Annotated in this window: 21 protein-coding genes and 1 pseudogene; 6 read left to right on the top strand and 16 right to left on the bottom strand. The window is 71.1% G+C overall.

Annotated features, from left to right (window positions below; genetic code table 11):
* Nucleotides 1–73 precede the first annotated feature (73 nt).
* The gene (locus CLV68_RS32215; RefSeq protein WP_170224714.1) at nt 74–853 is read left to right on the top strand and encodes an EI24 domain-containing protein; all 780 of its coding nucleotides are present in this window, start codon (nt 74–76) and stop codon (nt 851–853) included.
* 470 nt (nt 854–1,323) lie between these two features.
* Here the strand turns inward: CLV68_RS32215 and CLV68_RS32210 are convergent, their stop codons facing one another.
* The 4 genes from CLV68_RS32210 to CLV68_RS32195 form a co-directional block, all read right to left on the bottom strand.
* Nucleotides 1,324–2,166, bottom strand: coding sequence for an SAM-dependent methyltransferase (locus CLV68_RS32210; protein ID WP_121394802.1), 843 nt, complete (start codon nt 2,164–2,166; stop codon nt 1,324–1,326).
* Between the two features lie 241 nt (nt 2,167–2,407).
* A complete protein-coding gene (locus CLV68_RS32205) occupies nt 2,408–3,337 on the bottom strand; it encodes a carbohydrate kinase family protein (protein WP_121394801.1) in 930 nt (309 codons plus the stop codon).
* 126 nt (nt 3,338–3,463) lie between these two features.
* A complete protein-coding gene (locus CLV68_RS32200; RefSeq protein ID WP_121394800.1) occupies nt 3,464–3,787 on the bottom strand; it encodes a hypothetical protein in 324 nt (107 codons plus the stop codon).
* A gap of 277 nt (nt 3,788–4,064) precedes the next feature.
* Complete coding sequence (locus tag CLV68_RS32195; RefSeq protein ID WP_147460252.1) at nt 4,065–4,964, bottom strand: XRE family transcriptional regulator; 900 nt, start codon at nt 4,962–4,964, stop codon at nt 4,065–4,067.
* A gap of 561 nt (nt 4,965–5,525) precedes the next feature.
* Here CLV68_RS32195 and CLV68_RS32190 point away from each other — a divergent pair.
* From CLV68_RS32190 to CLV68_RS36055, 3 genes and pseudogenes are all read left to right on the top strand, one after another.
* Complete coding sequence (locus tag CLV68_RS32190; RefSeq protein ID WP_246010236.1) at nt 5,526–7,190, top strand: M14 family metallopeptidase; 1,665 nt, start codon at nt 5,526–5,528, stop codon at nt 7,188–7,190.
* 71 nt (nt 7,191–7,261) lie between these two features.
* Nucleotides 7,262–8,062 (top strand): annotated as a pseudogene (locus CLV68_RS32185) (S1 family peptidase); the annotation flags it as partial.
* A 99-nt stretch (nt 8,063–8,161) separates the two neighbouring features.
* On the top strand, nt 8,162–8,482 hold the full coding sequence (locus tag CLV68_RS36055) for a proprotein convertase P-domain-containing protein (RefSeq protein ID WP_425454895.1): 321 nt from the start codon (nt 8,162–8,164) through the stop codon (nt 8,480–8,482).
* A 162-nt stretch (nt 8,483–8,644) separates the two neighbouring features.
* Here CLV68_RS36055 and CLV68_RS32180 read toward each other — a convergent pair whose 3' ends face one another.
* Complete coding sequence (locus CLV68_RS32180) at nt 8,645–9,772, bottom strand: hypothetical protein (protein WP_121394798.1); 1,128 nt, start codon at nt 9,770–9,772, stop codon at nt 8,645–8,647.
* A 192-nt stretch (nt 9,773–9,964) separates the two neighbouring features.
* Here CLV68_RS32180 and CLV68_RS32175 point away from each other — a divergent pair, with 192 nt between their 5' ends.
* A complete protein-coding gene (locus CLV68_RS32175; RefSeq protein ID WP_121394797.1) occupies nt 9,965–11,110 on the top strand; it encodes a PucR family transcriptional regulator in 1,146 nt (381 codons plus the stop codon).
* Here CLV68_RS32175 and CLV68_RS34870 read toward each other — a convergent pair.
* A complete protein-coding gene (locus CLV68_RS34870) occupies nt 11,079–11,945 on the bottom strand; it encodes a PucR family transcriptional regulator (protein WP_211346851.1) in 867 nt (288 codons plus the stop codon). The two genes, CLV68_RS32175 and CLV68_RS34870, sit on opposite strands and share 32 nt — an antisense overlap.
* Before the next feature lie 566 nt (nt 11,946–12,511).
* Complete coding sequence (locus tag CLV68_RS32150) at nt 12,512–13,825, bottom strand: PucR-like N-terminal domain-containing protein (RefSeq protein ID WP_121394793.1); 1,314 nt, start codon at nt 13,823–13,825, stop codon at nt 12,512–12,514.
* 363 nt (nt 13,826–14,188) lie between these two features.
* On the opposite strand from CLV68_RS32150, the gene CLV68_RS32145 reads away from it, so the two are divergent.
* Complete coding sequence (locus tag CLV68_RS32145; protein WP_147460251.1) at nt 14,189–14,746, top strand: hypothetical protein; 558 nt, start codon at nt 14,189–14,191, stop codon at nt 14,744–14,746.
* A 110-nt stretch (nt 14,747–14,856) separates the two neighbouring features.
* Here the strand turns inward: CLV68_RS32145 and CLV68_RS32140 are convergent, their stop codons facing one another.
* The 9 genes from CLV68_RS32140 to CLV68_RS33590 are packed head-to-tail and all read right to left on the bottom strand — an operon-like array spanning nt 14,857 to nt 23,017.
* On the bottom strand, nt 14,857–16,056 hold the full coding sequence (locus tag CLV68_RS32140; RefSeq protein WP_121394791.1) for an MCE family protein: 1,200 nt from the start codon (nt 16,054–16,056) through the stop codon (nt 14,857–14,859).
* Nucleotides 16,056–17,021, bottom strand: a complete 966-nt coding sequence (locus CLV68_RS32135) for an MCE family protein (protein ID WP_121394790.1) — start codon at nt 17,019–17,021, stop codon at nt 16,056–16,058. The genes CLV68_RS32140 and CLV68_RS32135 overlap by 1 nt, the downstream gene beginning before the upstream one ends.
* The gene (locus CLV68_RS32130) at nt 17,021–17,992 is read right to left on the bottom strand and encodes an MCE family protein (protein ID WP_121394789.1); all 972 of its coding nucleotides are present in this window, start codon (nt 17,990–17,992) and stop codon (nt 17,021–17,023) included. The genes CLV68_RS32135 and CLV68_RS32130 overlap by 1 nt, the downstream gene beginning before the upstream one ends.
* Nucleotides 17,992–18,984, bottom strand: coding sequence for an MCE family protein (locus CLV68_RS32125; RefSeq protein WP_246010234.1), 993 nt, complete (start codon nt 18,982–18,984; stop codon nt 17,992–17,994). The genes CLV68_RS32130 and CLV68_RS32125 overlap by 1 nt, the downstream gene beginning before the upstream one ends.
* The gene (locus CLV68_RS32120) at nt 18,981–20,003 is read right to left on the bottom strand and encodes an MCE family protein (protein ID WP_121394788.1); all 1,023 of its coding nucleotides are present in this window, start codon (nt 20,001–20,003) and stop codon (nt 18,981–18,983) included. Before CLV68_RS32120 ends, CLV68_RS32125 begins: the two co-directional genes overlap by 4 nt.
* The gene (locus tag CLV68_RS32115) at nt 20,000–21,202 is read right to left on the bottom strand and encodes an MCE family protein (protein ID WP_121394787.1); all 1,203 of its coding nucleotides are present in this window, start codon (nt 21,200–21,202) and stop codon (nt 20,000–20,002) included. Before CLV68_RS32115 ends, CLV68_RS32120 begins: the two co-directional genes overlap by 4 nt.
* Entirely contained in the window at nt 21,199–22,008 is an 810-nt protein-coding gene (locus CLV68_RS32110; RefSeq protein WP_121394786.1) for an MlaE family ABC transporter permease, read from the bottom strand. The genes CLV68_RS32115 and CLV68_RS32110 overlap by 4 nt, the downstream gene beginning before the upstream one ends.
* Nucleotides 22,008–22,802 carry an MlaE family ABC transporter permease gene (locus tag CLV68_RS32105; RefSeq protein ID WP_121394785.1) on the bottom strand — a complete coding sequence of 265 codons (795 nt, stop codon included), beginning with the start codon at nt 22,800–22,802 and terminating at the stop codon, nt 22,008–22,010. Before CLV68_RS32105 ends, CLV68_RS32110 begins: the two co-directional genes overlap by 1 nt.
* Nucleotides 22,799–23,017 (bottom strand): hypothetical protein, encoded by a 219-nt coding sequence (locus CLV68_RS33590; RefSeq protein WP_147460250.1) that lies wholly within the window; start codon nt 23,015–23,017, stop codon nt 22,799–22,801. The genes CLV68_RS32105 and CLV68_RS33590 overlap by 4 nt, the downstream gene beginning before the upstream one ends.
* Between the last annotated feature and the right edge of the window lie 44 nt (nt 23,018–23,061).

The following is a 23,061-nucleotide window of genomic DNA, read 5'->3' as shown; positions in this document are numbered from 1 at the left end:
GCCAGCCTCCTCGGCCGTTGTCCTGCCCAGACGGTAAAAGCTCCAGCAATGTCGAGGTCAAGGAATCCGTAGGATGCCGTTCGTGATCACAGTGCTGCGCGACCTCGGAACCGGTGTCGGCCTGCTCGGGCGCGGCCTCGCCCTCGTCCTGGGCAACCGGCGGCTGCTCGTGCGCGGCGCGCTGCCCGCGTTGCTGACCAGCGTCCTGCTCTTCGCCGGGCTCACCGCGCTGGCCCTGTTCGCCGACGACCTGGTCACCTGGGCGACGCCGTTCGCCGACGACTGGTCGCAGACGTGGCGGACAGTGCTGCGGATCGGGGCGGGGATCTCGCTGGTGGTCGGCGCGGTGGCGCTGTCGCTGCTGCTGTTCGCGGCGTTGACGCTGATCGTGGGCGCACCGTTCTACGAGAGCATCGCCGAGGAGGTCGAGGACCGGGAACTGGGCGGCGTGCCCTCGGCGCAGCAGATCGGCTGGGGCCGCTCGGCGTGGATCGGCCTGCGCGACGGGGTGCTGCTGGTGCTGCGCGCGCTGGTGTGGGCGGTCGTGCTGTTCGCGCTCGGCTTCATCCCGGTGCTGGGTCAGACGGTCGTCCCGGTGCTGGCCGTGTGCGTCGGCGCGTGGCTGCTGACCATCGAGATGACCGCCATCCCGTTCGTCCGCCGCGGCGCGAGCCTGCGCGACCGCCGCCGCGCGTTGCGCGGTCGCCGGGCGTTGACGCTGGGGTTCGGCATCCCGGTGTACCTGCTGTGCCTCATCCCGTTCGCGGCCCTGCTGGTGTTCCCGGCGGCGATGGCGGGCGGCACCCTGCTCGCGCACCGGGTCAGCGGAGGAGCTCCCGCGGGTCGAAGGTGACCGGTCCCTCGCGGCGCTCCTGGGCACCGTTCGCTTGGCCTGAGCAGCGGCTTGTTCCCTGTGCCGGAACTGTTGCCAGCGCGTAGGTGTGGCGGCTCGACGGGGAACTGGCGCTGTTCGACCACCCGGGGCGCGGGCGGCGGTTTGGGCCACTGTGGACACTCGGTCGCGTTGTCGGGTCGGGGGTGGAGATCCGCCCTCTTACACCGCACCAAGCCTCTTACCCCACCCAGACGCTCCAGCCCCACCGGAACGGCTTCGCGCGCGCACGCCAGTCCTGCCCTAGCCCCCACCCTCTCCGGGGGGCGTCCCAGTGCCAGTCTATCGGGACCCACCGACAGTCGATCTTCACACGGGGCGCCAGAGATCCACATGTGGATAACTTCTGTCGCTGGAACGGGTGAAAGTCTGGGACACGGCGATGCGACCGGCGCGGAGATCGCGCAGGTCAGGGGTGGGAGGGGGCGGGGTCAGAGTTTTTGGCCCATGCCGCAGAGCATCATGAAGTTCATGTCGTTCAAGGGGGTCATGCGGGGGCCGTCCGGCCACCACTCGTGCAGGAAGGAGAGGCCGGGTTCGACCATCTCCAGGCCCTTGAACCAGCACTCGATCTCGGTGCGGTCGCGGAACGCGGTGGCGATCTTGGTGCTGCGGAAGACGTCGCGGAGGGTGGCGGCGAGGGCGGAGTGGTGGCTGCCGTCGGCGGGGTCGTACTGCTGGCTGATGACGACGTACGAGCCGGGGGCGAGGGCGTCGACCCAGCCGTGGACGGTGGCGCGGGCGACGACGTCGTCGAGGAGGTGGCCGGTGACCGCGCACAACATCAGGCCGACGGGGCGGTCGAAGTCGATCCGGCGGCGCAGGTCGGGGTCGGTGGTGACGTACTCGGGCTCGGTGATGTCGTAGTCGAGCATGTGCGTGTTGTCGTTCTCCTCGAGCAACGCCCGCCCGTGCGCGAGGACCACGGGGTCGTTGTCGACGTAGACGACCTTGGCGTCCGGGTTGTGCCGCTGCACGATCTGGTGGGTGTTGTCCACGGTGGGCAGCCCCGAACCGAGGTCGATGAACTGGTCCACACCACGCTGGGTGACCAGCAGCCGCAGCGCCCGGCAGAACCACTCACGGTGGTCCTTCGCCATCTGCCGAACACCGGGGGCCAGCACCGCGAGCTGCTCGACGGCCGCCCTGTCGGCCGCGTAGTTGTCCCTACCACCGAGAAGGGCGTCGAACAGGCGCGCCTGGTTCGGCGCGTCGAAGTCGATCGCCATGCCCTTGGCGCAGTCTTCCCAGGGCTCGGACTCGGCAGCAGGCATGTGACTGACTCCACAGGAAGCGGCAACGGACGGTGAACAGACTAGGACACGCGGCGACCGCTTCGAACGGACCCCACCGTACGTCGTACTCGTCAGAGTGGTTCTCGCGCGCCCCCTGGCGCAACCGTCACCCGGATGACGGAGCCCGGTAGGGGTCATATTGGGCCGAATGGCGGCGTTGTCGGACCTCTGACAACCGGGGTCGGGTTAACCCGTAAGGGTGGTGCACGAACACCGAGTGTCAGCCGGATGTCGGACCGAGCACCTCGGCCACCACACCCAGTTCGGACGCCCGGGGTGAGTCGGCACCCGCACGGGAACAGGTGACCGCCCCGACCGTGGTGGCGACGGCGAGAGCGTCACCCACGGTGATCTTGTCGAGCCTGCCGAGCGGAACTCGACGGCTGGCGAGCACCATCAGCAGGCCCGCGGTGAACGAGTCGCCCGCGCCGACGGTGTCGACGACGTCGATCTCGGGGGCGGCGCGCTCGACGGCGAACGACGTGGTTACGGCTAGAGCGCCGCGCGGGCCTCTAGTCAGCACCACGAGGCGCGGCCCGAGGATGAGCAGCGACTCGGCACGGCCGACCGGGTCTGTGCCCGGGTAGAGCCACTCAAGGTCCTCTTCGCTTACCTTCAGCACGTCCGCGAGCCCGGCTTGGCGCTCGAACCGCGCCCGGGCGACCTCGGGGCGTCCGGCGAGGGTGGGGCGGATGTTCGGGTCGAGGCTCACCGGGGTGCCCGCCGACCTGGCCGCGCGCATGGCGGCCTCCACGACGCTGGGGGCGAGGGCGGCGGCGAGCGAGCCGGTGTGCAGGAACGCGGCGCCGGGGACCGGCGGGACCTCGCGGACGTCCCAGGCGACCCGGAAGTCGTAGCGGGCGACACCGTGCTCGTCGGTCGCGGCGAAGGCCACGCTGGTCGCGCCGGTCGCCGACGGGAGCACCCGGGTGTCCACACCGGACTCATCGAGGTGCGCGCGGACCATGGCGCCGAACAGGTCCGTGCCGAGGCTGGTGCTCAGCACCGCCCGCCCACCCAGCCTGGCGACGGCGATCGCGGCGTTGGCGGGCCCACCACCGGGGTGCGCGGTGAACGTCCGCCCATCCGCCGCGGCGACCAAGTCCACCAACGCCTCGCCGACCACGCTGATGACGCCCTGCTGCTCCATGCCGAGCACGGTAGACCTACCGCTGTCCGGCACACGCTGTCCGGCACACGCTGGACTCCGCGCCGTTGCCTGCCGTACCGCGGAAACCCCGGTGCGCGCGGGGAATCGGGCCGTACGGGACTGCGGCTAGGAGGGGAACGGCAATTGGGGCTGCGAGGCCGCGGAGCTGGTGATGGCGGCCGCGCGGGCTTCGGCGGAGGCCAGGCAGTGGCCGCAGTTGACCGGTTCCGCCACCGGGTGCAGCTCCCCCGCGCCCGCGCCGGACCAGCCCTGGCCGCAGGCGGGGGCGGGCATCGCGAGGCCCGCGACCCAGGGGGTCATCCGGACCGCGTGCACGACCGGGGATCGGCGGACGCGCAGGTTGCGCTCGGCGAAGCGGGTGGTCTCCTGGGCGGCGAGCGACGACAGGCCCGCGTAGAGCGGGTCCGGGATCAGCGGCTCGGTGGTCACCTCCCCAGCATGCCGCACCGGCCCGACAATCCCCCCGCACGAGTGAGACCCCCGCGTGGACCCGCGTGTTCCCCCAGGTCGCGCCATCCACAACCCGGAAGTTGTCCACAGATCCCACCAACCCGCCCCGTCGATCTTGCGCACCCACTAGACTGGCCTAGGGGACGCCCCCCGGAGAGGGTGGGGGCTGGGAGGGTTCCGGGGGCGGCCTCCGCCAAGTCGCGGGCGGGGGGCGAGATGCCGGTGGTGGGCCGTCGTCGAGGCAGGGTCGGGGGGGTTACGGGGTGCCCCAGGCCCAGCGGATGCCGTAGCGGCCGGGTTCGAGGTCCAGGGCCAGGGCGTGGGCGGTGTAGGCGGAGTCGAGGGTGAGGGCCCTGACCTGTTCGCGGCCGTCGACCTCGGCGAACTGGACGCAGTAGCGCGGGAGGGCTCGGGGGTCGAAGCGGACCTCCAGCAGGTACTCGCGGACGGGCATGCGGCTGACGCGCTGGTGCCCGTAGGCCGTCTGGCGCGGGGTCGGTAAGTGCGACTCGTGCTCGACGATGATCGTCTCGCGGCGGCCGAGGGGGCGGTCGAACAGCAACTCGGCGGCGACCTGGCCGCCGCGCAGGTCGACGTTGACCTTGCCGAGGGAGCAGTTCCTGGTGCCGGTCAGCGACGGCGGTTGGCCGCCCTTGCGCTCGGCCCAGCCGGTGACCACCAGGCGGTCGACGCCGTCGCGTTCGGCGCGCAGCACCTGGCGGGTGCGCTGGACGCGCTTGGCCCGGTCGGCGCCGATCTCGACGCGGTCGTGGGCGGACAGCCGGGTCAGCGCGGCGTCGTGGGACAGGTCGAGTTCGGCGACCAGGCGGCGGAACTCGGTGGTGTCGGCCCACGGGGCGGACGCGGCCAGCGGCTGCGGGGCGCGGCGGGCGGAGCGGCCGCGGGGCCGGGGCGCCTCCAGGAGACCACGGAGCGCACCCGCGGCCAGGCCGAGCAATTCCTCCAGATGGCCCAACGCGGCCATCGAGCGAGGACGCTCGGGTCGGCTGCGACCGGTCTGCCAGTAGCTCAGCGTCGCGAGGCTGACTGGAGTCCCCCTGGCGCGCAGCTGTTGGGCTACCCGTTCGAGGGTTGTCTCACTGTCGGCAATGGCCGCGCGCAGGGCGTCGGCGAAGCAGTGCGGGGCCGGGTCCACCTACCGGAAGGTAGCCCCGGCCGCCCGGAAGTGGAAGAGGTGGTTCGTTGCACAACCGGCAGCCCCACGTTCGATATCGCGGCAGCCCGTTGCGAAATCACCGGGTTATTCACCACGTATCCGGCCCCCGATTGAGAGATACCCGATCCGGTAACGGCAGCGATATCCCGACACCTACCGAAACCGGAGCCGGACAAGGCAGGCACCCGGTATCGGCCGACCGGGTAGGCAAGGGTTTTCACTGTTGACAGATAGCCGCGCTTTCGGTCCGTCACCGGCCTGACCAGCGGTTGGTCCACGCAGGCCCGACCATCGTGCGTTCCCGTGCGGGTACGGGACACCGTGTCGCCCGGTCATACCAGCGATTTCCCACCGCGACCCGGACGCTGATCAACAGATGGGAAGAAACGGCAACATCCCACCCCGGCCGCGCTCTTGCCGACTGCGCGGAAGAGGGGCCAGTATTCGCCGGTAACGCTGTTGGTGCCGTGTCCTGGCGGACTCGACCCGGTGGCGGCAAACCCTCCAGCGCCGTCCGCGGCGCTCCCTGCGGGAGGAACGTTGAAACGCACTCGATTCACCCTGATCGCCGCGATCACCGCGGCGGCAGCGGTGGTCATGTCCACCGGCGGCGTCGCCAGTGGCGGTCAGTCGGCCCAGGCCGAGCAGCGCGCGACAGCCGAGTACGCCGTGTCCGGTGTGCGCACCGCGCAGCAACGCACCGCGATCGCGGCGACCGGGGCGGCGGTGAACGGCCGGGAGGACAGCAGGCTACTGATCACCGCGACGCCGGGTGAGGTCGCGCGGATCCGCGCGCTCGGGTTCGGGGTCGTCGCCGACGCGCAGACGCCCAGCGAGCGCGGCGGGGCCGGGGTGCTGGACTTCCCCAGCGCCGACGCCGGCTACCACAACTACGCCGAGATGGTCGCCGAGCTGAACCAGGCGGTCACCGACCACCCCGGCCTGATCAGCAAGCAGGTCATCGGCAAGTCGTACCAGAACCGCGACCTGTACGCGTTCAAGATCTCCGACAACGCCGCGACCGACGAGAACGAGCCCGAGGTCCTGTTCACCCACCACCAGCACGCGCGTGAGCACATCACCGTGGAGATGGCGGTGTACCTGGTGAACCTGTTCACCGACAACTACGCCACCGACAGCCGGATCAAGGGCCTGGTCGACTCGCGGGAGATCTGGATCCTGCCCGACCTCAACCCCGACGGCGGCGAGTACGACATCGCCACCGGGTCCTACCGCAGCTGGCGCAAGAACCGGCAGCCCAACTCGGGCTCGACCGCGGTGGGCACCGACCTCAACCGCAACTGGGACTTCAAGTGGGGCTGCTGCGGCGGCTCGTCGACCAGCCCCAGCTCCGACACCTACCGCGGCCCGTCCCCCGGCTCGGCGCCCGAGGTGTCCACGGTGCAGAACTTCGTCAAGAGCCGGGTCGTCGGCGGCAAGCAGCAGATCAGCACCGCGATCGACTTCCACTCCTACGGCGAGCTGGTCATGTGGCCGTTCGGCTGGACCTACGACCAGGTCGTGCCCGGCATGACGCGCGACGAGTACAACACCTTCCAGACGCTGGGCAAGTCGATGGCGGCGACCAACGGCTACACCCCGGAGCAGGACTCGACGCTCTACATCACCGACGGCGCGATCGACGACTACCTGTGGGGCGCGCACAAGATCTGGGCGTTCACCTTCGAGATGTACCCGACCGGGTCCAGCGGCGGCGGTTTCTACCCGCCCGACGAGGTCATCGCCCGGGAGACCGCGCGCAACAAGGCGGCCGTGCTCAACCTGCTCGACTACTCCGACTGCCCGCCGCGGGCGATCGGCAAGACCTGCGGTGGCACCACCCCGCCCGACCCGGGCGGCAAGGTCTTCGAGAACACCGCCGACGTCACCATCCCGGACGCCGGTGCCGCGATCACCAGCGACATCGCGGTCTCCGGGGTCACCGGCAACGCCCCTGCCACGCTCAAGGTCGACGTCGACATCAAGCACACCTACCGCGGTGACGTCGTGCTCGACCTGGTCGCGCCGGACGGTTCGGCCTACCGGCTGAAGAACTCCTCCACCAGCGACTCGGCGGACAACATCATCGCCACCTACACGGTGAACGCCTCGACCGAGGTCGCGAACGGCACCTGGAAGCTGCGCGCCCAGGACACCTACCGCTCCGACACCGGTTACATCGACAGCTGGAAGCTCACCTTCTAGCCGTCCCCCGGATTCCACACCCTGCTACAGCGCCACGACCCGGTGCTGTGTGGACATGAGAGGACAGACCCTTGAAGAGGTTGACCAAGCTCCAGAAGGCGCTGGTGCTGGCCGTCGGGACAGTGGCCGCCGCCGCAGCCGTGGCGGGCCAGGCACTCGCCGCGTCCCCGAGCGCGCAACCGCCCACCGACATGAGCCCGCAGGTCGTCGGCGGCACCGCCGCCGCGCAGGGGGAGTTCCCCTGGATGGTCCGGCTGTCGATGGGCTGCGGCGGCGCGATGTACTCGGAGAGCCTCGTGCTGACCGCGGCGCACTGCGTGAACAGCACCGGCAACAACACGGGCATCACCGCCACCTACGGCGTCGTCGACCTGCAGAGCTCGTCGAAGGTGACCCGCACGTCGAAGTACGTCTACCGCAACCCGGGCTACTCGACCTCCGCCGGTGGTGACTGGGCGCTGATCCAGCTGTCCAGCCCGATCAGCGGCGCGTCCCTGCTGCCCATCGCCACCAGCACCGCCTACGACTCCGGCACGTTCAGCATCGCGGGTTGGGGCGCGGCGTCCGAGGGCGGCGCGCAGCAGCGCTACCTGCTCAAGGCCCAGGTGCCGTTCGTGTCGGACTCGTCGTGCAAGTCGGCGTACCCGAGCCTGAAGGCCAACGTCGAGATCTGCGCGGGCTACACCCAGGGCGGCACCGACACCTGCCAGGGCGACTCGGGCGGCCCGATGTTCCGCCGCGACAACGCGAACAACTGGGTCCAGGTCGGCATCGTCTCCTACGGCCAGGGCTGCGCCCGACCGAACTACCCCGGCGTGTACGCCGAGGTGAGCGCGCTGTCGTCGGCGATCGCGGCGAAGGCCAGTGAGCTGGGCGGCACTCCGCCGACCACCACTCCGCCGACCACCACGACCCCACCCACCACGACGACCACCCCGCCGTCGGGCCGCACGTTCGAGAACACCAACGACGTGAACATCCCGGACGCGGGCGCCGCCATCACCAGCGACATCGCGGTCTCGGGCATCTCGGGCAACGCCCCGGCGACCCTCAAGGTCGACGTCAACATCGTCCACACCTACCGCGGTGACCTCGTCATCGACCTCGTCGCGCCGGATGGTTCCGCCTACCGGCTGAAGAACTCGTCCACCAGCGACTCGGCGGACAACGTGGTCGCCACCTACACCGTGAACGCCTCCACCGAGGTCGCCAACGGCACGTGGAAGCTGCGGGTCCAGGACACCTACCGCCAGGACACCGGCTACATCAACAGCTGGAAGCTCACCTTCTAGTCGTACCGGGGCCCTGTGGGTCTGGACAGTCCGAACACGACACCCCCGCCTTGGTCGGTCAGGCGGGGGTGTCGCCCGTTCTCGGGTCCCGGCAGCGCGGACCGCGGTCCGGAAAGGGAACGGCACCGCAGGCGTGCCCGCGGTGCCGTTCGGGAAGTGGTGCTAGCGGGGGAGTTTGACCGTCCAGGTCACGGGGATCGGGCCCGCGGCGCCGAGGATCGTGCCGGTGTTGTTGATGGCGACCGGGGTCACGCTCGCCTGGCCCGCCGTGCCCAGGTCGTAGGACTTGCCCGCGCGCCAGAGGAAGGCGCGGCTCTGACCGAGGGGGGTCTCCGACCAGCCCACGACGTCGCCAAGGTCGTTCACCGCGACGGCAGCGCTCGCCCCACCCCCCGGGGACCCGAGTTCGATGGCCACCCCGTCGCGCCAGAGCGTGGCCCGGCCGCCGGAAGCGCCGACGATGTCGCCGTTGGCGTTGATCGCTCGGCGGTTGCTCGACACCGTCGCGGTCGTCGCCCCGGGGAGCGCGGGCAGCGCGAGGACCTGGTCGCCGACCCAGCGGTACCCGGTGTTGCCCTGGTTTCCGACGACGGTCCCGCTGTCGTTGGCCGCGACCACCCGCACCTCGCCGCTGCCGCCGGTGGGCAGCCGGGTGCACTGCCGCGCGACGCACCGGAACGCGTACGGGCCGGTGCCGAACATGGGCAGGAACGAGCCCGCCGCGGTGCCGTTCTCCGTGACCACCGGCAGGCTCACGTGCGGTCCGGACGTCGGGGCGCCGAGCCGGGCGAACGACCCGTTCTGCCAGAGGCCGATGTTCTCCATGTGGTAGCCCTGGTTGGAGTTGGGGTACGTGATCGGGACGATGCCGCTGTCGGTGATGTCGCCGGTGATCACGTACGACTTGCTGGGACCGTTGAGCACCTGCGTGGTCCCGTCCTGCCACAGTTTCGGTGTCTGCTCGTAGGTGCCGCTGGTGCTGCTCACGTACTCGGTCCCCACGACCTGCCCGCGGTTGTTGAGCCCGGTCGGCGACCCGGGCCCGAGCACGCTCACCGCGCCGCCCTGCCACAACAACGCCTGCTGCGGCCCTGTCCCGTAACCACCGGCGATGACATCACCGCGATCGTTGAGGTCGATCACGGACGCGCTCGTGTACCCCGGCGGCAACGGCAACACCGCGTCGGACAACAGCGGACTGCGGACCGCCCCCTCCGCCGCCGCGAGCCCCAGGAACGGCGCCACGAACCCGACCAGCACAACCCCGACAACCGCTTGCTTGCGCTTCATGGTCCGAATCTAGCGGCGGCACGACCACCGCAAACAGCACCCGGACAGCCCAAAGTGGTCATCTCGAACCTCGAACCTCTTGCCGCGCAAGGGTTTCGCGCAGGGTTTGTCCTGGCCGACAACCTCGGCTGGACTTCGTTGACACCGCGCCCCACCGGTTCCTAGCGTCGGAAGACACCCCTGGGAGGCGCGATGGCACCGAAGCCGCCGGGGCGCACGGCGGTCCCGCTGTGGGCGTCGGTCGTGCCCGAGTTGGCGGACCGGGTGCGGCCGCTGGCGCCGACGCTGATCCGCGACGCCGTGCTGGCCATCCAGGCGGCGGTGCCCGAGTACCGGCGGCCGTTGGCGGGCCGGTTCCGGGAGGTGCTGGTGGGGGCGGTGCGCGCGGCGGTCCTCCAGTGCCTCGCCTGCATCGCCGACCCCGGTGCCTGCCGCGACGAGTGGTACGCGGTGCTGCGGCACGCGGGTCGGGTCGAGTACCACGAGGGCCGCACGATGGACGCCCTGCAGACCGCGGTCCGGGTCGGCGCCCGCGCGGTGTGGCGGCACGTCAGCGCGGCGGGCCAGGAACTCGGCGTCGAGCCGGACACCCTGCTCACCGTGGCCGAGGCGATCTTCGCCTACGTCGACGACCTGTGCGTCATCGCCGTCGCGGGGTACACGGAGGCGCGCGCGGGCGGGTCGCGCGAACAGGACCGCAAGCGACTGCTGCGCGCGTTGCTCGCCGAGCGGCCATCGACCGCGATCGAGAACCTCGCCGCCGCCGCGCAATGGCCCCTGCCGGAGCGGCTCTGCGTCGTCCTCCTCGACCGTCCGGTCTCACCGCCCCCGGAGGGAACCCTCGCCGACCTCGACGGCGCCGAACCGTGCCTGGTGGCCGCCGCACCAGTCGAGCCGGGCGACTGGGCGGCCCGGGTCGTCGTCGGCCCGTCCGTCCCGGCCGGAGACGCCCACCGCTCACTCGGGTCGGCCCGCCACGCCCTAGCCCTCGCGCGGCGCGGTGTGCTGCCGGACGACCCGGTCCTGCGGTGCGACCAGCACCTGTGCACCCTGCTGCTGTTCACCGACGAGACCCTGGTCCGCCAGGCCGCGGGCCCGGTGCTCGCCGCCCTGGGCACCCTCACCGACAAGCAACGCGACCGCATCGCCACAACCCTGCGGACCTGGCTGCACACCCGCGGCGACATCACCGAGACCGCCACCCGCCTCGCCGTCCACCCCCAGACCGTCCGCTACCGGATGCACCACGTCGACGCCCTCCTCGGCCCCCGACTCGCCGACCCGGAGCAGCGCTTCCTCATGGAACTCACCGCGCACATCTGGTCCGCCCCTCGCTGATGCCCTGGTGGTCGGCCAGCCGCCGGGCGCGGAGGGCCACCTCCAGGGTGAAGCGGTGGTCTGGGTCGCTCAGGCGGGTGCCGAAGAGACGGGTCAGCTGGCGGAGGCGGTAGCGGACGGTCTGGGGGTGGATGTCGAGGTGGTGGGCCACCTCGGGGGCGCCACCGCGGGCGTGCAGCCAGGTCAGGAGGGTGGCGGCCAGCTTGGCGGCCTGGAGGGGGTTGAGGGTGGCGAGGGGGGCCAGGGCCCGGGTGGCCATCTCGCGGAGCAGGGGCGGGTCGTTGAGGAGCCAGAGGGTGGAGAGGTGGTGGTCGAACCAGGTCAACGGGGCGGCGGGCAGGACGCCGTCGGTGACCAGGGCCAGGGTTCGGCGCGCCCAGTGCAGTGACTCGGCGGCGGCGGCCAGGGGGACGGCGGGGCCGATGGCGGCGCGGTGATCGGCGAGGTGGTCGGCGAGGTGGTCGGCGAGGTGGTCGGCGAGGTGGAGAAGGATCGGCGGACCCGTGCGGCGGTCGGCAGGGGTGAGCGGTTCCGGGGGGCTCGCGTGATCGGGGAGGCCGAACGGGGTCGGCGAACCGGCGGGGCGGCGGGCGGGGGTGGACGGACCAACAGAGAGATCGCCGGGATCTGGCCGGACCGACGCACCGGCTGGGCGGCGGGCGAAGTCGACGGGGATCGACTGACCGGCAGGGGGATCGACGGAGTCGGGCTGGACCGGCGAACCAGCTGAGCGGCGGGCGAAGTGGACGGGGACCGACAGACCGGCAGGGGGATCGGCGCGGTCGGGAGCAGTGGTCGAACCAGCGCTGCCTGCGGGGTTGGGCAGGATCGGCAACCCGGCGGGGGCGGCGCGGTCGAGGTGGGCCGCAAGGCTGGTGTGGGCGGCAGGGTCAGCGCAGCTGGCGCGGTCAGCGCGGCCTGTGCGGTCGACACGATCGGAAGAGTCGGTGCGATCGGCAGAGTCCGCGCAGCCAGCGCAGTCGGCGCAGTCGGCACGATCCGCACGATCCGCGCGATCGGCGCGATCGGCGCGATCGGCAGAGTCCATGCAGCTGGCAGAGCTCATGCAGCTGGCGCAGTCGGCAAGGGCGGTGTGGGCAGCAAAGTCGGCGCAGACCGCAAGGTCGGTGTGAGAGGCAGAGTCGGCGCGGTCGACGCGAGCCGCAAGGTTGGCATGGGCAGCAGAGTCGGTGCGATCAGCAGAGTCGGGGGCCGGAGCACGGCCGCCAGCTCGGGTGGCAACTGCGACCAGAGGTCCGCGGTGGGGCCGAGCGGTGGGACGTGCTCCGTGCGCTGCGCCACCGCGTGCCTCCTGAGGGGACCGTCCAGCATGCCGGAGGCGAATCTACCGGCGCTGCGGTGCGATTCCCCAGGAGCTGGTGTCCGGCCCGCGAACAGTTGTCACCTGTGGACAACCCGCGCCACTTCCGCACGCGGCCGCGGCGCAACAACCGCCGTGCGCAGCAACCGGTCCGCCCGCAACGCGATCTCCAGGTCCAGCCGCGCGTCCGGGTCGGTGAGCTGGTCGCCGAAGAGCTTGTCCACCTGCCGCATGCGGTAGCGCACGGTCTGCGGGTGGATCGCCAACCTGCGGGCGATCTCCGGGGCGCTGCCCCTGGTCTCCAGCCACGCCAACAGGGTCTCGGCGGTGCGGGCGCGCTGCTTGGCGGTCAGCTCGGCCAGCGGCGCGAGGGTGCGGCGCAGCAGTTCGCGCACCAGGAACTCGTCGGCGAGCAGCCAGAGCGTGGACAGGTGGTCGTGGCACCAGGTGACCTGCGCCCCGTCGGCGCCGATGATGCCGCGCCGCACCAGGGTCATCGCGCGCCGCGCCCAGTTCAGCGACGTGGGCGCTTCCCGCAGCGGCACAAGCGGTCCGACGCACACGCGCCTGCCGCGCAACTGGGGCCGCAGTGCCCGCAACTGCCTGCCGGGGTCGGACAGCACCAGGCACGGCGGGTCGCCGTCGAGGTCGAGCAGGACGTCGGTGAGGTGGTCGCCGTGCGGGCCGGTCAGCTCGTCCGGCTCACCCTCCCCGGCCTGCTCGACGACGACAACGGCGACGGTGTCCGGCACCCGCCACCGCGCGGTGGACGCGAGCTTCGTGATCGCGGCCATCGAGGCGGGCGGTTCGCTCAGCACGAGCTCGACCAGCCTGCGCCTGCCGCGGTCGACGACCCCGGCCGACTGGGCCTGCGCGGCGGTGTAGCCCTCGATGGACAGGGTGGAGATCTCGTCGACGTAGGCGAAGATCGCCTCGGCCGCGACGGTCAGCATGGCGGTGGGCAGCCGCTGCTGCTGGCCCCAGGCGGCGAGATGGCGCCACGCGACCCGGCCGCCGACCCGGTAGGCGGTCTGCAGGCAGTCCAGGCTGCGGCCCTCGCCGTACTCGACCCGGCCGAGCCTGCGGAACACCGCGGCCCAGTTCTCGTCGGACGGGCCGCCGATGCCGACGGTGTCGAGGATGCGCAGCACCGACTGCTCCACACCCGCGGTCATGATCGCGCCGAAGTGGCCCTCCATCGGCTGGGCGTAGGCGGGCACGGCACGCTGGATCTCGCGGATCATGTCCTGGGTGAGCCTGCCGACCACCGGCCGGAACCGGACGACCAACTCCCTGGGCAGGCTCGCCCACAGCGCGGTGGCCCGTTCGTCGAGCGTCGCCGGGCGGTGCGGTGCCAGAGCACCGGCGTGCGGCCGGATCGGCGGAGTCGGCATGGTCGTCCCCCTGGTCGTCGAGCGGGGTGGTGGCGCGGAACTGGCCGGTCGCGGTGTCGGCTAGTGGTGCCAGCGACCATAAGTTCGGCCGAGACGACGTGTCAAACAAAACCGTTACCCGGCAGCAACAACACTCGTCCGGCGCAGAATTCGCCTGCCGTGAGGTGCGGTCAGGGCGGAAATCGGATCACCGTCTTGTGCGTTCGTGACAAGAACACCGCGGCCGCGGGACTGCGCGATCGGACAAAGTCACCGGCGAGATCCATACGCGGGTGACAAAACCGGCCACGGACCTATCCGCGCGGCGCGGCGTTTCAGTACGGTTCCGCCAACCCCGAAATGGCTCTCCCGCGAGGAGGACGAATGACATCGTCGCGTGTGCCGACCCTGTTGGTGAGCGGCCTGGGCGCGCTGGTGCTGTGCGCGGCCTGCTCGGCGGGACCGTCCAGCGAGGCGCCCCGGCAGAACCCGGCCGTCGGCTGGGTGGACCGCGTCTGCCAGGCCACGGTCATCAACGGCGCCCGGCTCTCGCAACTGCCCGCGATCGACCCGACCGACCCCGCCAAGGCCAAGGACGGCATGCTCGCCTTCCTCACCTCGCTCAGCGACTCCCTCACCGCCGTCGGCGACGGCATCACCACCGCGGGCACTCCCCCGGTCTCCGACGGCGCCGCCGCGGTCAGCAAGGCGATGGCGAACCTCGACGGCGCCCGCACCTCGGTCGACTCGGCCAAGTCCAAGCTGGCCGCGGCGCCAGTGACCGACCCGGTGGCGTTCCAGCAGGCGGTGGACGCCCTCGCACCAAACCTGGGCGCACTACAAGACAACCAGGGTCCAGTGCGAGACCTCCGCGAAAACCCGGAAATCAACGACGCCTACCACCAAGCCCCAACCTGTCACACCCTAGATGGAACTTCTTAGTCAGACAGCGGCAAGCGTCGGACGGAAGTTGACTGGAGCCTCCCCAAGGCGACGGACCACAATGGAGGGAAGGTGGCGGGAGCCGAGCTCCCGCCAACCTCCGTCCGCTGTCAGCCGCCGTCCAAGGACAGTAGTTCCGACAGGGAGTTGCGCAGTCGAGGTGTGTCCTGGGTGGGGAAATAGGTGCCGGGTTTGGTGGCCGGGGGCACGCCTGGTGACGGGACGTTCTGGGAGCCGCGCACATTGCCCGACCCCGGTGGCAGAGAACAGCGCGCGTTGGTGTTCCACGGGGCCGGGGAGATGTCGAGACCATTGCGGTACCGGGTGCCCTCATAGCCCGTCACGCACGGCATGGGGTCGAAGAACGTTGTGGTCAGGGCAAAGTGGGCGCCGTCAGGACGGATGACGTCCGCGGCGGCGGCGACAGCCTGGGGTGTGGTGACGAGCAGTTGCTCCAGGCCCGCGCGACGAGGAGCCAGGACGTTCGCGGTCGTGAGCAGATCAGCGAACAGCACGCCCAGGGTGGGCCCGGTGTCGCGGAGCAACGTGCTGATCTCGGCGGCCGCCCCGGGGGCGTTGGCCAGGACGGCGCGCAGGTCCCCGTCCGAGCGGCCCACTTGCTCGGCGATGAGCTTGGTGTTGGCCGCGAAGTCCTTGATGGCGGCACCGGTGGCGACCTGGGTGGCGAGGACGGTGCCCGCGTCGGTGATGAGCGCGGTCGTCTGCGGCAGGTGCTCGGTGGCCGCCTTGGTGAAGCTGTTGGAGGCGTCCAGCAGCGCTTGCAGGCCGGGACCGGTGCCCTGGGTGGCCAGGTACAGCTCGTCGACCACGGACCGCAGTTCGTCACCAGGCACGGACTCGACGAGCCGGTCCAGGTTGAGCAGCACGGTCTCGCTGGGCAGCGGGAGCGTGCCGCGGTCACGGGAGATCACCGACCCGTCCCGCAGGTACGGCTCGCCGTCACGGCGCGGGCGCAGGTCGAGGTACTGCTCACCCACGGCGGACCGGTTGGCGACGATGACGTCCACGTCCGCGGGCACCGGGGGCGCGTCGTCGCGCAGCCGCAGGTCCACCTCGACGCCGTCCGCGACCAGGTGCAGCTCGCCGACCCGGCCGATCCCGACGCCCCGGTAGGTCACCTCGGCGTTGGTGAACACGCCGCCGGAGTCCGCCAAGCGTGCCTTCACGACGTACGCGTTGGCGCCGAACAGCGTGTCCAGCCCCGCGTAGCGCGCGCCGACGTAGCTGACGCCGACCAGAGCGATCAGCACGAACGCCACCACCTGCGCCCGGACCCGTCGCGTGATCATCAGCGGCCGCCGCGGGAGTCGAACGCGAGGTGCGCGTTGAGGTAGTCGCCCTTGATGGCGTCGAGCGCGGCGTCGGTGAAGGGGAAGGTGAACAGCAGGTCCATCGCCTGCGGGAGCCTGCTGCCCGCCTTCTCCAGTTGCCGCAGCGTGGGTTCGAGCGCTCGCAATGAGGCGACCAGGTCGGCGCGGACGCGGGTGACGGTGTCGGTCGCGACCCCGGACAGCGAGTCGAGCGCGGTGAGCATGCCGACGAACTGGCCGCGTTGGTCGACCAGCACCTGGATGCCCGGCCCCAGCCCGTCGAGCAGCCCGGCGATCTGCGGTCCCCGCTCCCCCAACGACTTCGACAGCCGGTCGAGGCCGTCGAGCGCGCGGGTGATCTCGGCGCGGTGTGTGTCGAGGCCACCCGCGAAAGTGTCCAGATTGGACAGTAGGGCGCGGATGTCGCCGGTGTTGCCACCCAGGGCGTCGTTCAGCTCACGGGTGATCTCGCGCAGTTGGGCGACGCCACCGCCGTTGAGGAGCATCGACAGCGCGCCGAAGACCTCCTCGATCTCGGGGTTGCGGTTGGTGCGCTCCAACGGGATGACGGCGCCGTCGACCAACGTGCCCGCCCTGGCCTCCTCGACCGGGTCGTCCAGTTCGACGAACTTCTCCCCCAGCACGCTCGACTGCCGCAGCCGGGCCAGCGCGGTGCCCGAGAGCCGCACCGAGCCGTTGACCACCATCGTCACCCGCGCCGACCGCCCGTCGGGCTCCAGGTCGATCCGCTGCACCTCCCCCACGGCGACGTCCTCGACCTTCACCCCCGCCTGCGGCACCAGGTCGAGCACGTCCCGGAACACCGCGGCGACCCGGTACGGCCGGTCGCCGACGTCCGCGCCTCCTGGGAGGTCGACGCCGTAGAGCCCGGATCCGCACCCGGAGGCGAGGATCGCGACCAGCAGCAGGATCAGCACCCGCATCAGCGGCCTCCCGGCGTCGAGTACTCGTTGAGGTTGGCCCGGCTGTCGATGGTGCGGGTGGCCGGGTCGTAGGCGCGCAACAGGTTCGACAGGGCGAGCGGGGTGGCGTCGAGCGCCTCGGCCAGCGAGGCGCGTTGGTCGACCAGCAGCCTGGTTGTCACCACCAGGTTGTCCACATTGGACCTCACCAGGCCGCGGTTGTCCCGCACGAAGCCCTGCACGACGCCCAACGCGCCCGCGAGCTCGTGCAGCGCGGCGTCGAAGTTCGCCCGTTCGTCGACCAGGAACCCGGTGACCGTGGACAGCTTCTCGTTGACCTGGCGCAGTTGGCGGTCGTTGGCGGCGAGCACGGCGGTGAACCGGGACAGGCCGTCGATGGTGGTGAAGAGGTCGTCCTGGGAGCCGTTGAGGGTGCGGGCGAGGTCACCGAGGTCGCGGATGGTGCGGCCCATGTCGGCGCCGTTGCCCTCCAGGTACGCCTGGCTGGTGTGGACGAGCTCGCTGAGCGCGCCATCGGCGTTGGCACCGTCCGGACCCAGCGCGGTGGTGAGCCGGTCGAGGCTGGAGAACAGCTGGTCCAGCTCGACCGGGACGACTGTGCGGGTCTGCGGGATCACGGCGCCGTCGGGGATGCGGCGGTCGTCGGTGGCGACCGGCGCGAGTTGGACGTAGCGGTCGCTGACCAGGCTCGGGGTGATGACGAGCGCGGTGGCGTCGGGCGGCACGGGGGCGGAGGCGTCAATGGTCATGGTGACCTTCACGTTCGGCCCCAACGGGTGCACGGCGTCGACCGTCCCGACCGCCACTCCGAGCACCCGCACGTCCGATCCCGGGTAGAGGCCGATCGCGGCGGTGAAGTAGGCGGTCACGGTGCGGTACTTGCCGGTGTCGAACAGCGCGGCCGTCCCGACGACCACGAGCAGCACCGCGACCGCGCCGAGCGCGAGGACCTTGAGCCCGCGGCGCGCCATCAGCGTCCCCCTGCCTTGGGCGGGACGCAGCCCGCGGACCCGTCGGCGACCGGGATGAGGCCGCAGATGTAGCTGTCGATCCAGTGCCCGTTGCCGACCGCGTTGCCGACGAGCCGGTAGAACGGCCCGGCCAGGCGCAGACCGCGGTCGAGGTCGTCCTGGTTGCGGCGCAACACTTCCGTGACCCGCTCCAACTGCCGCAGCGCGGGTGCCAGTTGCGCCTGGTTCTCCGCGACGAGCCCGGAGAGCTGCCGGGACAGGTCCCTGGTCCCGGTGAGCAGCCCGCTGATCGCGTCACGGCGGCGGGCGAACTCGGTGAGCAGGGTGTCGCCGTCGGTGATCAACGCCTGGAACTGCTCGCCGCGGTCGGCCAGGGTCGTGCTGACGCCCTTGGCGCTCTCCAGCAGCCGCTTGAGGTCCTGGTCGCGGCTGGAGATGGTGTGCGACAGGCGCGAGAGCCCGTCGAGGGCGGTGCGGACGCTCTGCGGGGTGGTGGCGTCGAAGGTCTGCGACAGGGTGCGGAAGCTCTCCGCCAGCAGACCCGTGTCGATCTGCCCGGTGGTCTTGGCCAGGTCGGCGAACGCGTCGGTGACGTCGTAGGCGGTCACGGTGCGGTCGAGCGGGATAGGGGTGTCCGGGTCCAGTTCCTCGGTGCCCAGCGGGTCGAGGGCCAGGTTCTTCTGCCCCAGCAACGTCTTGATCTTGATGGCGGCCACGGTCTGGTCGCCGAGCCAGACGTCCCTGGCCCGGAAGGTGACGGTGACGTGGGTGCCGGTCAGCTCGACCGAGGTGACCACGCCGACCTTCACGCCCGCGACCCGCACCTCGTCGTCCGGTTTGAGCCCGGCGGCCTCGCGGAACTGGGCCTGGTAGGTGGTGCCGCCGAGCGCGGGCAGGTGGTCCCAGCCCAGCACCACCAGCGCGGCCACCGCGACCAGCAGCACACCGGCCAGACCCATCCGGACGGGGTCGCGGTCCTGGAACGCCTTCACGGGCGGCACCTCGCGTCGGTGATCGGGATGCCGAGGTCGCCGGGTGTCTGGCCGGGGGCGGGCGCGGCGTCGGTGGTGGCCGAGCAGAGGTAGAAGTTGAGCCAGGACCCGTAGGACGCGGTCCGCCCGATGGCCTCGTACTTGACGGGCAGCCGGTCGAGGAACTGCTCGAACGCGGGGGTGTTGTCGGCCAGCGCCTTGGACAACGACCCGAGGGCGTCGATGTCGCGGCGCAGCGGTTCGCGGCCCTGGTCGAGCAGACCGGCGGTGGCGTTGGTGAGCGCGGCGATGCCGTCGATGGCGTCGCCGATCGGCTCGGCGTCGGCGGCGAGCCCGCTGACCAGCTGCTGGGCGGTGAGCACCACTGTGGACAGTTGGTCGTCCTTGGCGTCGACCTGGGCGAGCACGGTGGTGAGGTTCTCGATGACCCGGCCGATGACGTCGTCCTTCTCGGCCAAGGTGGTGGTCAGGGAACCGATGTGCCGCACCAGGTTCTCGACCGTGCCGCCCTCCCCTTGCAGGACTTGGACGACCTCCAGCGACAGTCTGTTGACGTCGTCCGGTGACAGTGCCTGGAACAACGGCCTGAAGCCGTCGAACATGGCGGTGAGGTCGAGCGCCGGACGGGTCCGTTCCAACGGGATCGTGACGCCCTCGGCCAGCCGCCCGGACTCGCCACCCTGGTCGAGGGCGATGTAGCGCTGGCCGATGAGGTTGCGGAACCGGACGGTCGCGGTCACCGAGGGCGCGAGGGCGTAGCGGCGGTCCACTTCGAACTCCACCTCGCTGAACCGCCGGTCCACCACCGAGATGTCGCGCACCTGGCCGACCCGCACCCCGGCCATCCGGATGTCGTCGCCCTCGTTGAGCGAGGTCACATCGGTGAAGCGGGCCTTGTAGGTCGCGGTGTCGCCGGTGCCGCCGTTGGCGATGGTGATGCCCAGGACCGCCGTGGCCAGAGCCGTCACCACCGTGAAGACCGCGCCCTTGATCAGCGGCCCACGCAGGCTCTCCGTCATGACAGTTCCACCTCCGCCCCGCGCAGCAGCGGCCCGACGAGCAGCCCGCCCCAGTCGCCGACCTCGCTCGGACCGACCCCCTCGACCGGTGCGATGAGCTCCGCGATGAACCGGCCCTCCTGTGGCGAGTTCGCCACCGCGGGCACAAACCCGCCCTGGCTGAGTCCGGCCGTGAAGCAGCGGGGTCCGCCGGTGGCCGTGTAGGTCGGGGCGTCGCGGCCGGGCTGGTACGGGCCGCGACTGGGCTTGGTGGTGAGCCGGACGTGCAGGCCCGGTTCGTCCGTGCCCTTGCCGAGCGCGGCGTCGATCCTGGGTTTGAGGGCGACGGCCGCGTCGGCGAGGCAGGGGAACTCGGGCGCGTACCTGGCCAGCAGTTCCAGGGTGGGGCGGCTGGCGGCGGACAGGCCGATGAGGTTCGTCCGGTTCGCGCGCACGAACGCCTCGACGTCGGTGGCCGTGTCGGTCATCGTGGCGAACAGGGCGGCCACGCTGTCGCGCTGCTCGGCGAAGGTCTTGGTCGTGGTGGTCAGACCGTTGAGCGCGTCGACGATGTCGGGCCCGGCGGTCTCGTAGACGGCCAGGGTGTCGGCGAGTCGGGTGAGGTCGGCCTGGACCTGCGGCAACAGCGGGTTGAGCCGGTCGAGGTACTGGTTGAGCCCGACCAGCGTCTCCCCCAGCGACTTCCCGCGGCCCTGCAGCGCCTGCGACAGCGCGCCGAGGGTGCTCGACAGCTTCTGCGGTTGGACGGCCTGCAGGACCGGCATCAGGTCGCGCAACGCCTTCTCGACCTCGATCGCGCGGACGGTCTTGTCCTGCCGGATGACATCGCCGTCCGCCAGCGGTCTGGCGGGCTCCGCGGGCAGGACCAGGCTGACGTAGCGCTGGCCGAACAAGGTCTTGGGCAGCAGCCGGGCGGTGCTGTTGCTGGGCAACTGTTCCAGCTTGTCCTCGTCGATGGCCAACTCCACCGCCACGCCGTCCCCGGTCGTCCGCACAGCCCGGACCGCGCCCACGACCACGCCGCGCACCTTCACGTCCGCGTTCGTCTTGAGCTGGCTGCCGACCCGGTCCACGCGCAGGGTCACCACGGCGGCGGAGGCGAACTGCTTGGCGTACACCGCGACCGCGAGCCAGCCGAGAGCGCCGAGCAGCAGGACGAAGACCAGCCCGAGTGCCTGGTCACGGGCGCGGCGGCTCATCCGGCCACCCGCACGGTCGTGGTGGCGCCCCAGATCGCGAGGCTGAGGAAGAAGTCCATAATGGACACCACGACGATGGCCGTGCGCACCGACCGTCCCACCGCGACACCGACCCCGGCCGGACCGCCCGCGGCTCGGTAGCCGTGGAAGCAGTGGGTCAGGATGATCGCGACGCTGAACACGAGCACCTTCACGAACGACCAGAGGACGTCCTCCGGCGGCAGGAACAGCGAGAAGTAGTGGTCGTAGGTGCCAGCCGACTGGCCGTAGACGCCGACGGTGGTGACCCGGGCAGCGAGGTACGAGGTGAGCAGGCCGATGACGTAGAGCGGGATGACGGCGACGAACCCGGCCACGATCCGGGTGGTCACCAGGTACGGCATCGACCGCACGGCCATCACCTCCAGCGCGTCGATCTCCTCGGAGATCCGCATCGCGCCGAGCTGCGCGGTGAACCCGGAACCCACGGTGGCCGACAGCGCGAGCCCGGCCACCAGCGGCGCGATCTCGCGGGTGTTGAAGTAGGCGGAGAGGAACCCCGCGAAGGCGGAGGTGCCGATCTGGTTGAGCGCGGAGAAGCCCTGCAACCCGACGACGGTGCCGGTGAACACGCTCAGCCCGACCATCACACCGATGGTGCCGCCGATGACCGCGAGCGCGCCGCTGCCGAAGCTGACCTCGGCCAGCAGCCGCACGACCTCGCGGGAGTAGCGGGTCACGGTGAACGGCACCCACGCCAGCGCGCGCAACGAGAAGCGGAGCTGGTCACCAAGCCGCTCCAGCGCGCCCGCGGTCCTGGTGATCATCAGGCCCCCTTCGCCGGGACGATCCGCAGGTACACCACGCTGATCACGAAGTTCACGAAGAACAGCAGCAGGAAGGTGATCACCACGGACTGGTTGACGACATCGCCGACACCCTTCGGCCCGCCCCTGGGGTTGAGGCCCCGGTAGGCGGCGACCAGCCCGGCGAGGAACCCGAACACCAGCGCCTTGAGCTCGCCGACCCACAGGTCCGGCAGCTGCGCGAGAGCGGAGAAGCTGGACAGGAACGCGCCGGGGGTACCGTCCTGCACGACGACGGTGAAGACATAACCCCCACACACCCCGACGACGCTGACCATCCCGTTGAGCAGCGCCGCGACCGCCATCGCCGCCACCACACGCGGGACGACGAGCCGGTGGATGGGCGAGACCCCCAGGACCCGCATGGCGTCGATCTCCTCGCGGATGGTGCGCGACCCGAGATCCGCGCAGATCGCCGACCCCCCGGCCCCGGCGACCACCAACGTGGTGACGATCGGACTGGCCTGCTGGATGACGGCGAGCACACTGGCGGCACCGTTGAACGAGTCCGCGCCGATCTGCGCCGTCAGCGACCCCAACTGCAGCGTGATCACCGCGCCGAACGGGATGGACACCAGGGCCGCGGGCAGGATCGAGACACTGGCGATGAACCAGAACTGCTGCACCACTTCCCTGACCTGCACCGGCCGCCGGAACATACCGACGACCACGTCCAGCGCCATGGAGAAGAGAGCGCCGAGCTCGCGCAGAACGCCGGTCAGCGCGCCGGTCAATGCCCGGACGGGGGCGGTCATCGGCTGCTCCCCCAACGGGAACTGCGGACCGGTTCCTCAACGCCGGTCGCCACGCCAGTCGGCACGGCGGTTGTCGGGGTGGTGGTTCCTGGGGTGGCGATGGCGATGGCTGAAGCCCGCCGGCGCCGGAAGACGCTGTCGATTGCTTCCAGCGCCATGGAGCGGACATCGGGCTCGCGCAGCACGCCGGCCAGCGAACAGGCAGGAACGGTCATCGGCTGCTCCCCCAACGGGAACTGCGGGCAGGTTTCTCAACGCC

The organism is Actinokineospora cianjurensis (assembly GCF_003663795.1).
GTDB lineage: Bacteria > Actinomycetota > Actinomycetes > Mycobacteriales > Pseudonocardiaceae > Actinokineospora > Actinokineospora terrae.
Note: the sequence above shows the minus strand (reverse complement) of the source record. Positions and strands in the feature narration are given on the sequence as shown.

Coding starts and splice junctions, on each gene's coding strand:
- CLV68_RS32180 (WP_121394798.1), bottom strand. CDS start 9,772: ATGAAGCGCAAGCAAGCGGTTGTCGGGGTTGTGCTGGTCGGGTTCGTG.
- CLV68_RS32215 (WP_170224714.1), top strand. CDS start 74: ATGCCGTTCGTGATCACAGTGCTGCGCGACCTCGGAACCGGTGTCGGC.
- CLV68_RS32150 (WP_121394793.1), bottom strand. CDS start 13,825: ATGCCGACTCCGCCGATCCGGCCGCACGCCGGTGCTCTGGCACCGCAC.
- CLV68_RS32105 (WP_121394785.1), bottom strand. CDS start 22,802: ATGACCGCCCCCGTCCGGGCATTGACCGGCGCGCTGACCGGCGTTCTG.
- CLV68_RS32145 (WP_147460251.1), top strand. CDS start 14,189: ATGACATCGTCGCGTGTGCCGACCCTGTTGGTGAGCGGCCTGGGCGCG.
- CLV68_RS32120 (WP_121394788.1), bottom strand. CDS start 20,003: ATGACGGAGAGCCTGCGTGGGCCGCTGATCAAGGGCGCGGTCTTCACG.
- CLV68_RS32130 (WP_121394789.1), bottom strand. CDS start 17,992: ATGGCGCGCCGCGGGCTCAAGGTCCTCGCGCTCGGCGCGGTCGCGGTG.
- CLV68_RS32210 (WP_121394802.1), bottom strand. CDS start 2,166: ATGCCTGCTGCCGAGTCCGAGCCCTGGGAAGACTGCGCCAAGGGCATG.
- CLV68_RS32110 (WP_121394786.1), bottom strand. CDS start 22,008: ATGATCACCAGGACCGCGGGCGCGCTGGAGCGGCTTGGTGACCAGCTC.
- CLV68_RS32205 (WP_121394801.1), bottom strand. CDS start 3,337: ATGGAGCAGCAGGGCGTCATCAGCGTGGTCGGCGAGGCGTTGGTGGAC.
- CLV68_RS32140 (WP_121394791.1), bottom strand. CDS start 16,056: ATGATCACGCGACGGGTCCGGGCGCAGGTGGTGGCGTTCGTGCTGATC.
- CLV68_RS32115 (WP_121394787.1), bottom strand. CDS start 21,202: ATGAGCCGCCGCGCCCGTGACCAGGCACTCGGGCTGGTCTTCGTCCTG.
- CLV68_RS33590 (WP_147460250.1), bottom strand. CDS start 23,017: ATGACCGTTCCTGCCTGTTCGCTGGCCGGCGTGCTGCGCGAGCCCGAT.
- CLV68_RS32135 (WP_121394790.1), bottom strand. CDS start 17,021: ATGCGGGTGCTGATCCTGCTGCTGGTCGCGATCCTCGCCTCCGGGTGC.
- CLV68_RS32175 (WP_121394797.1), top strand. CDS start 9,965: ATGGCACCGAAGCCGCCGGGGCGCACGGCGGTCCCGCTGTGGGCGTCG.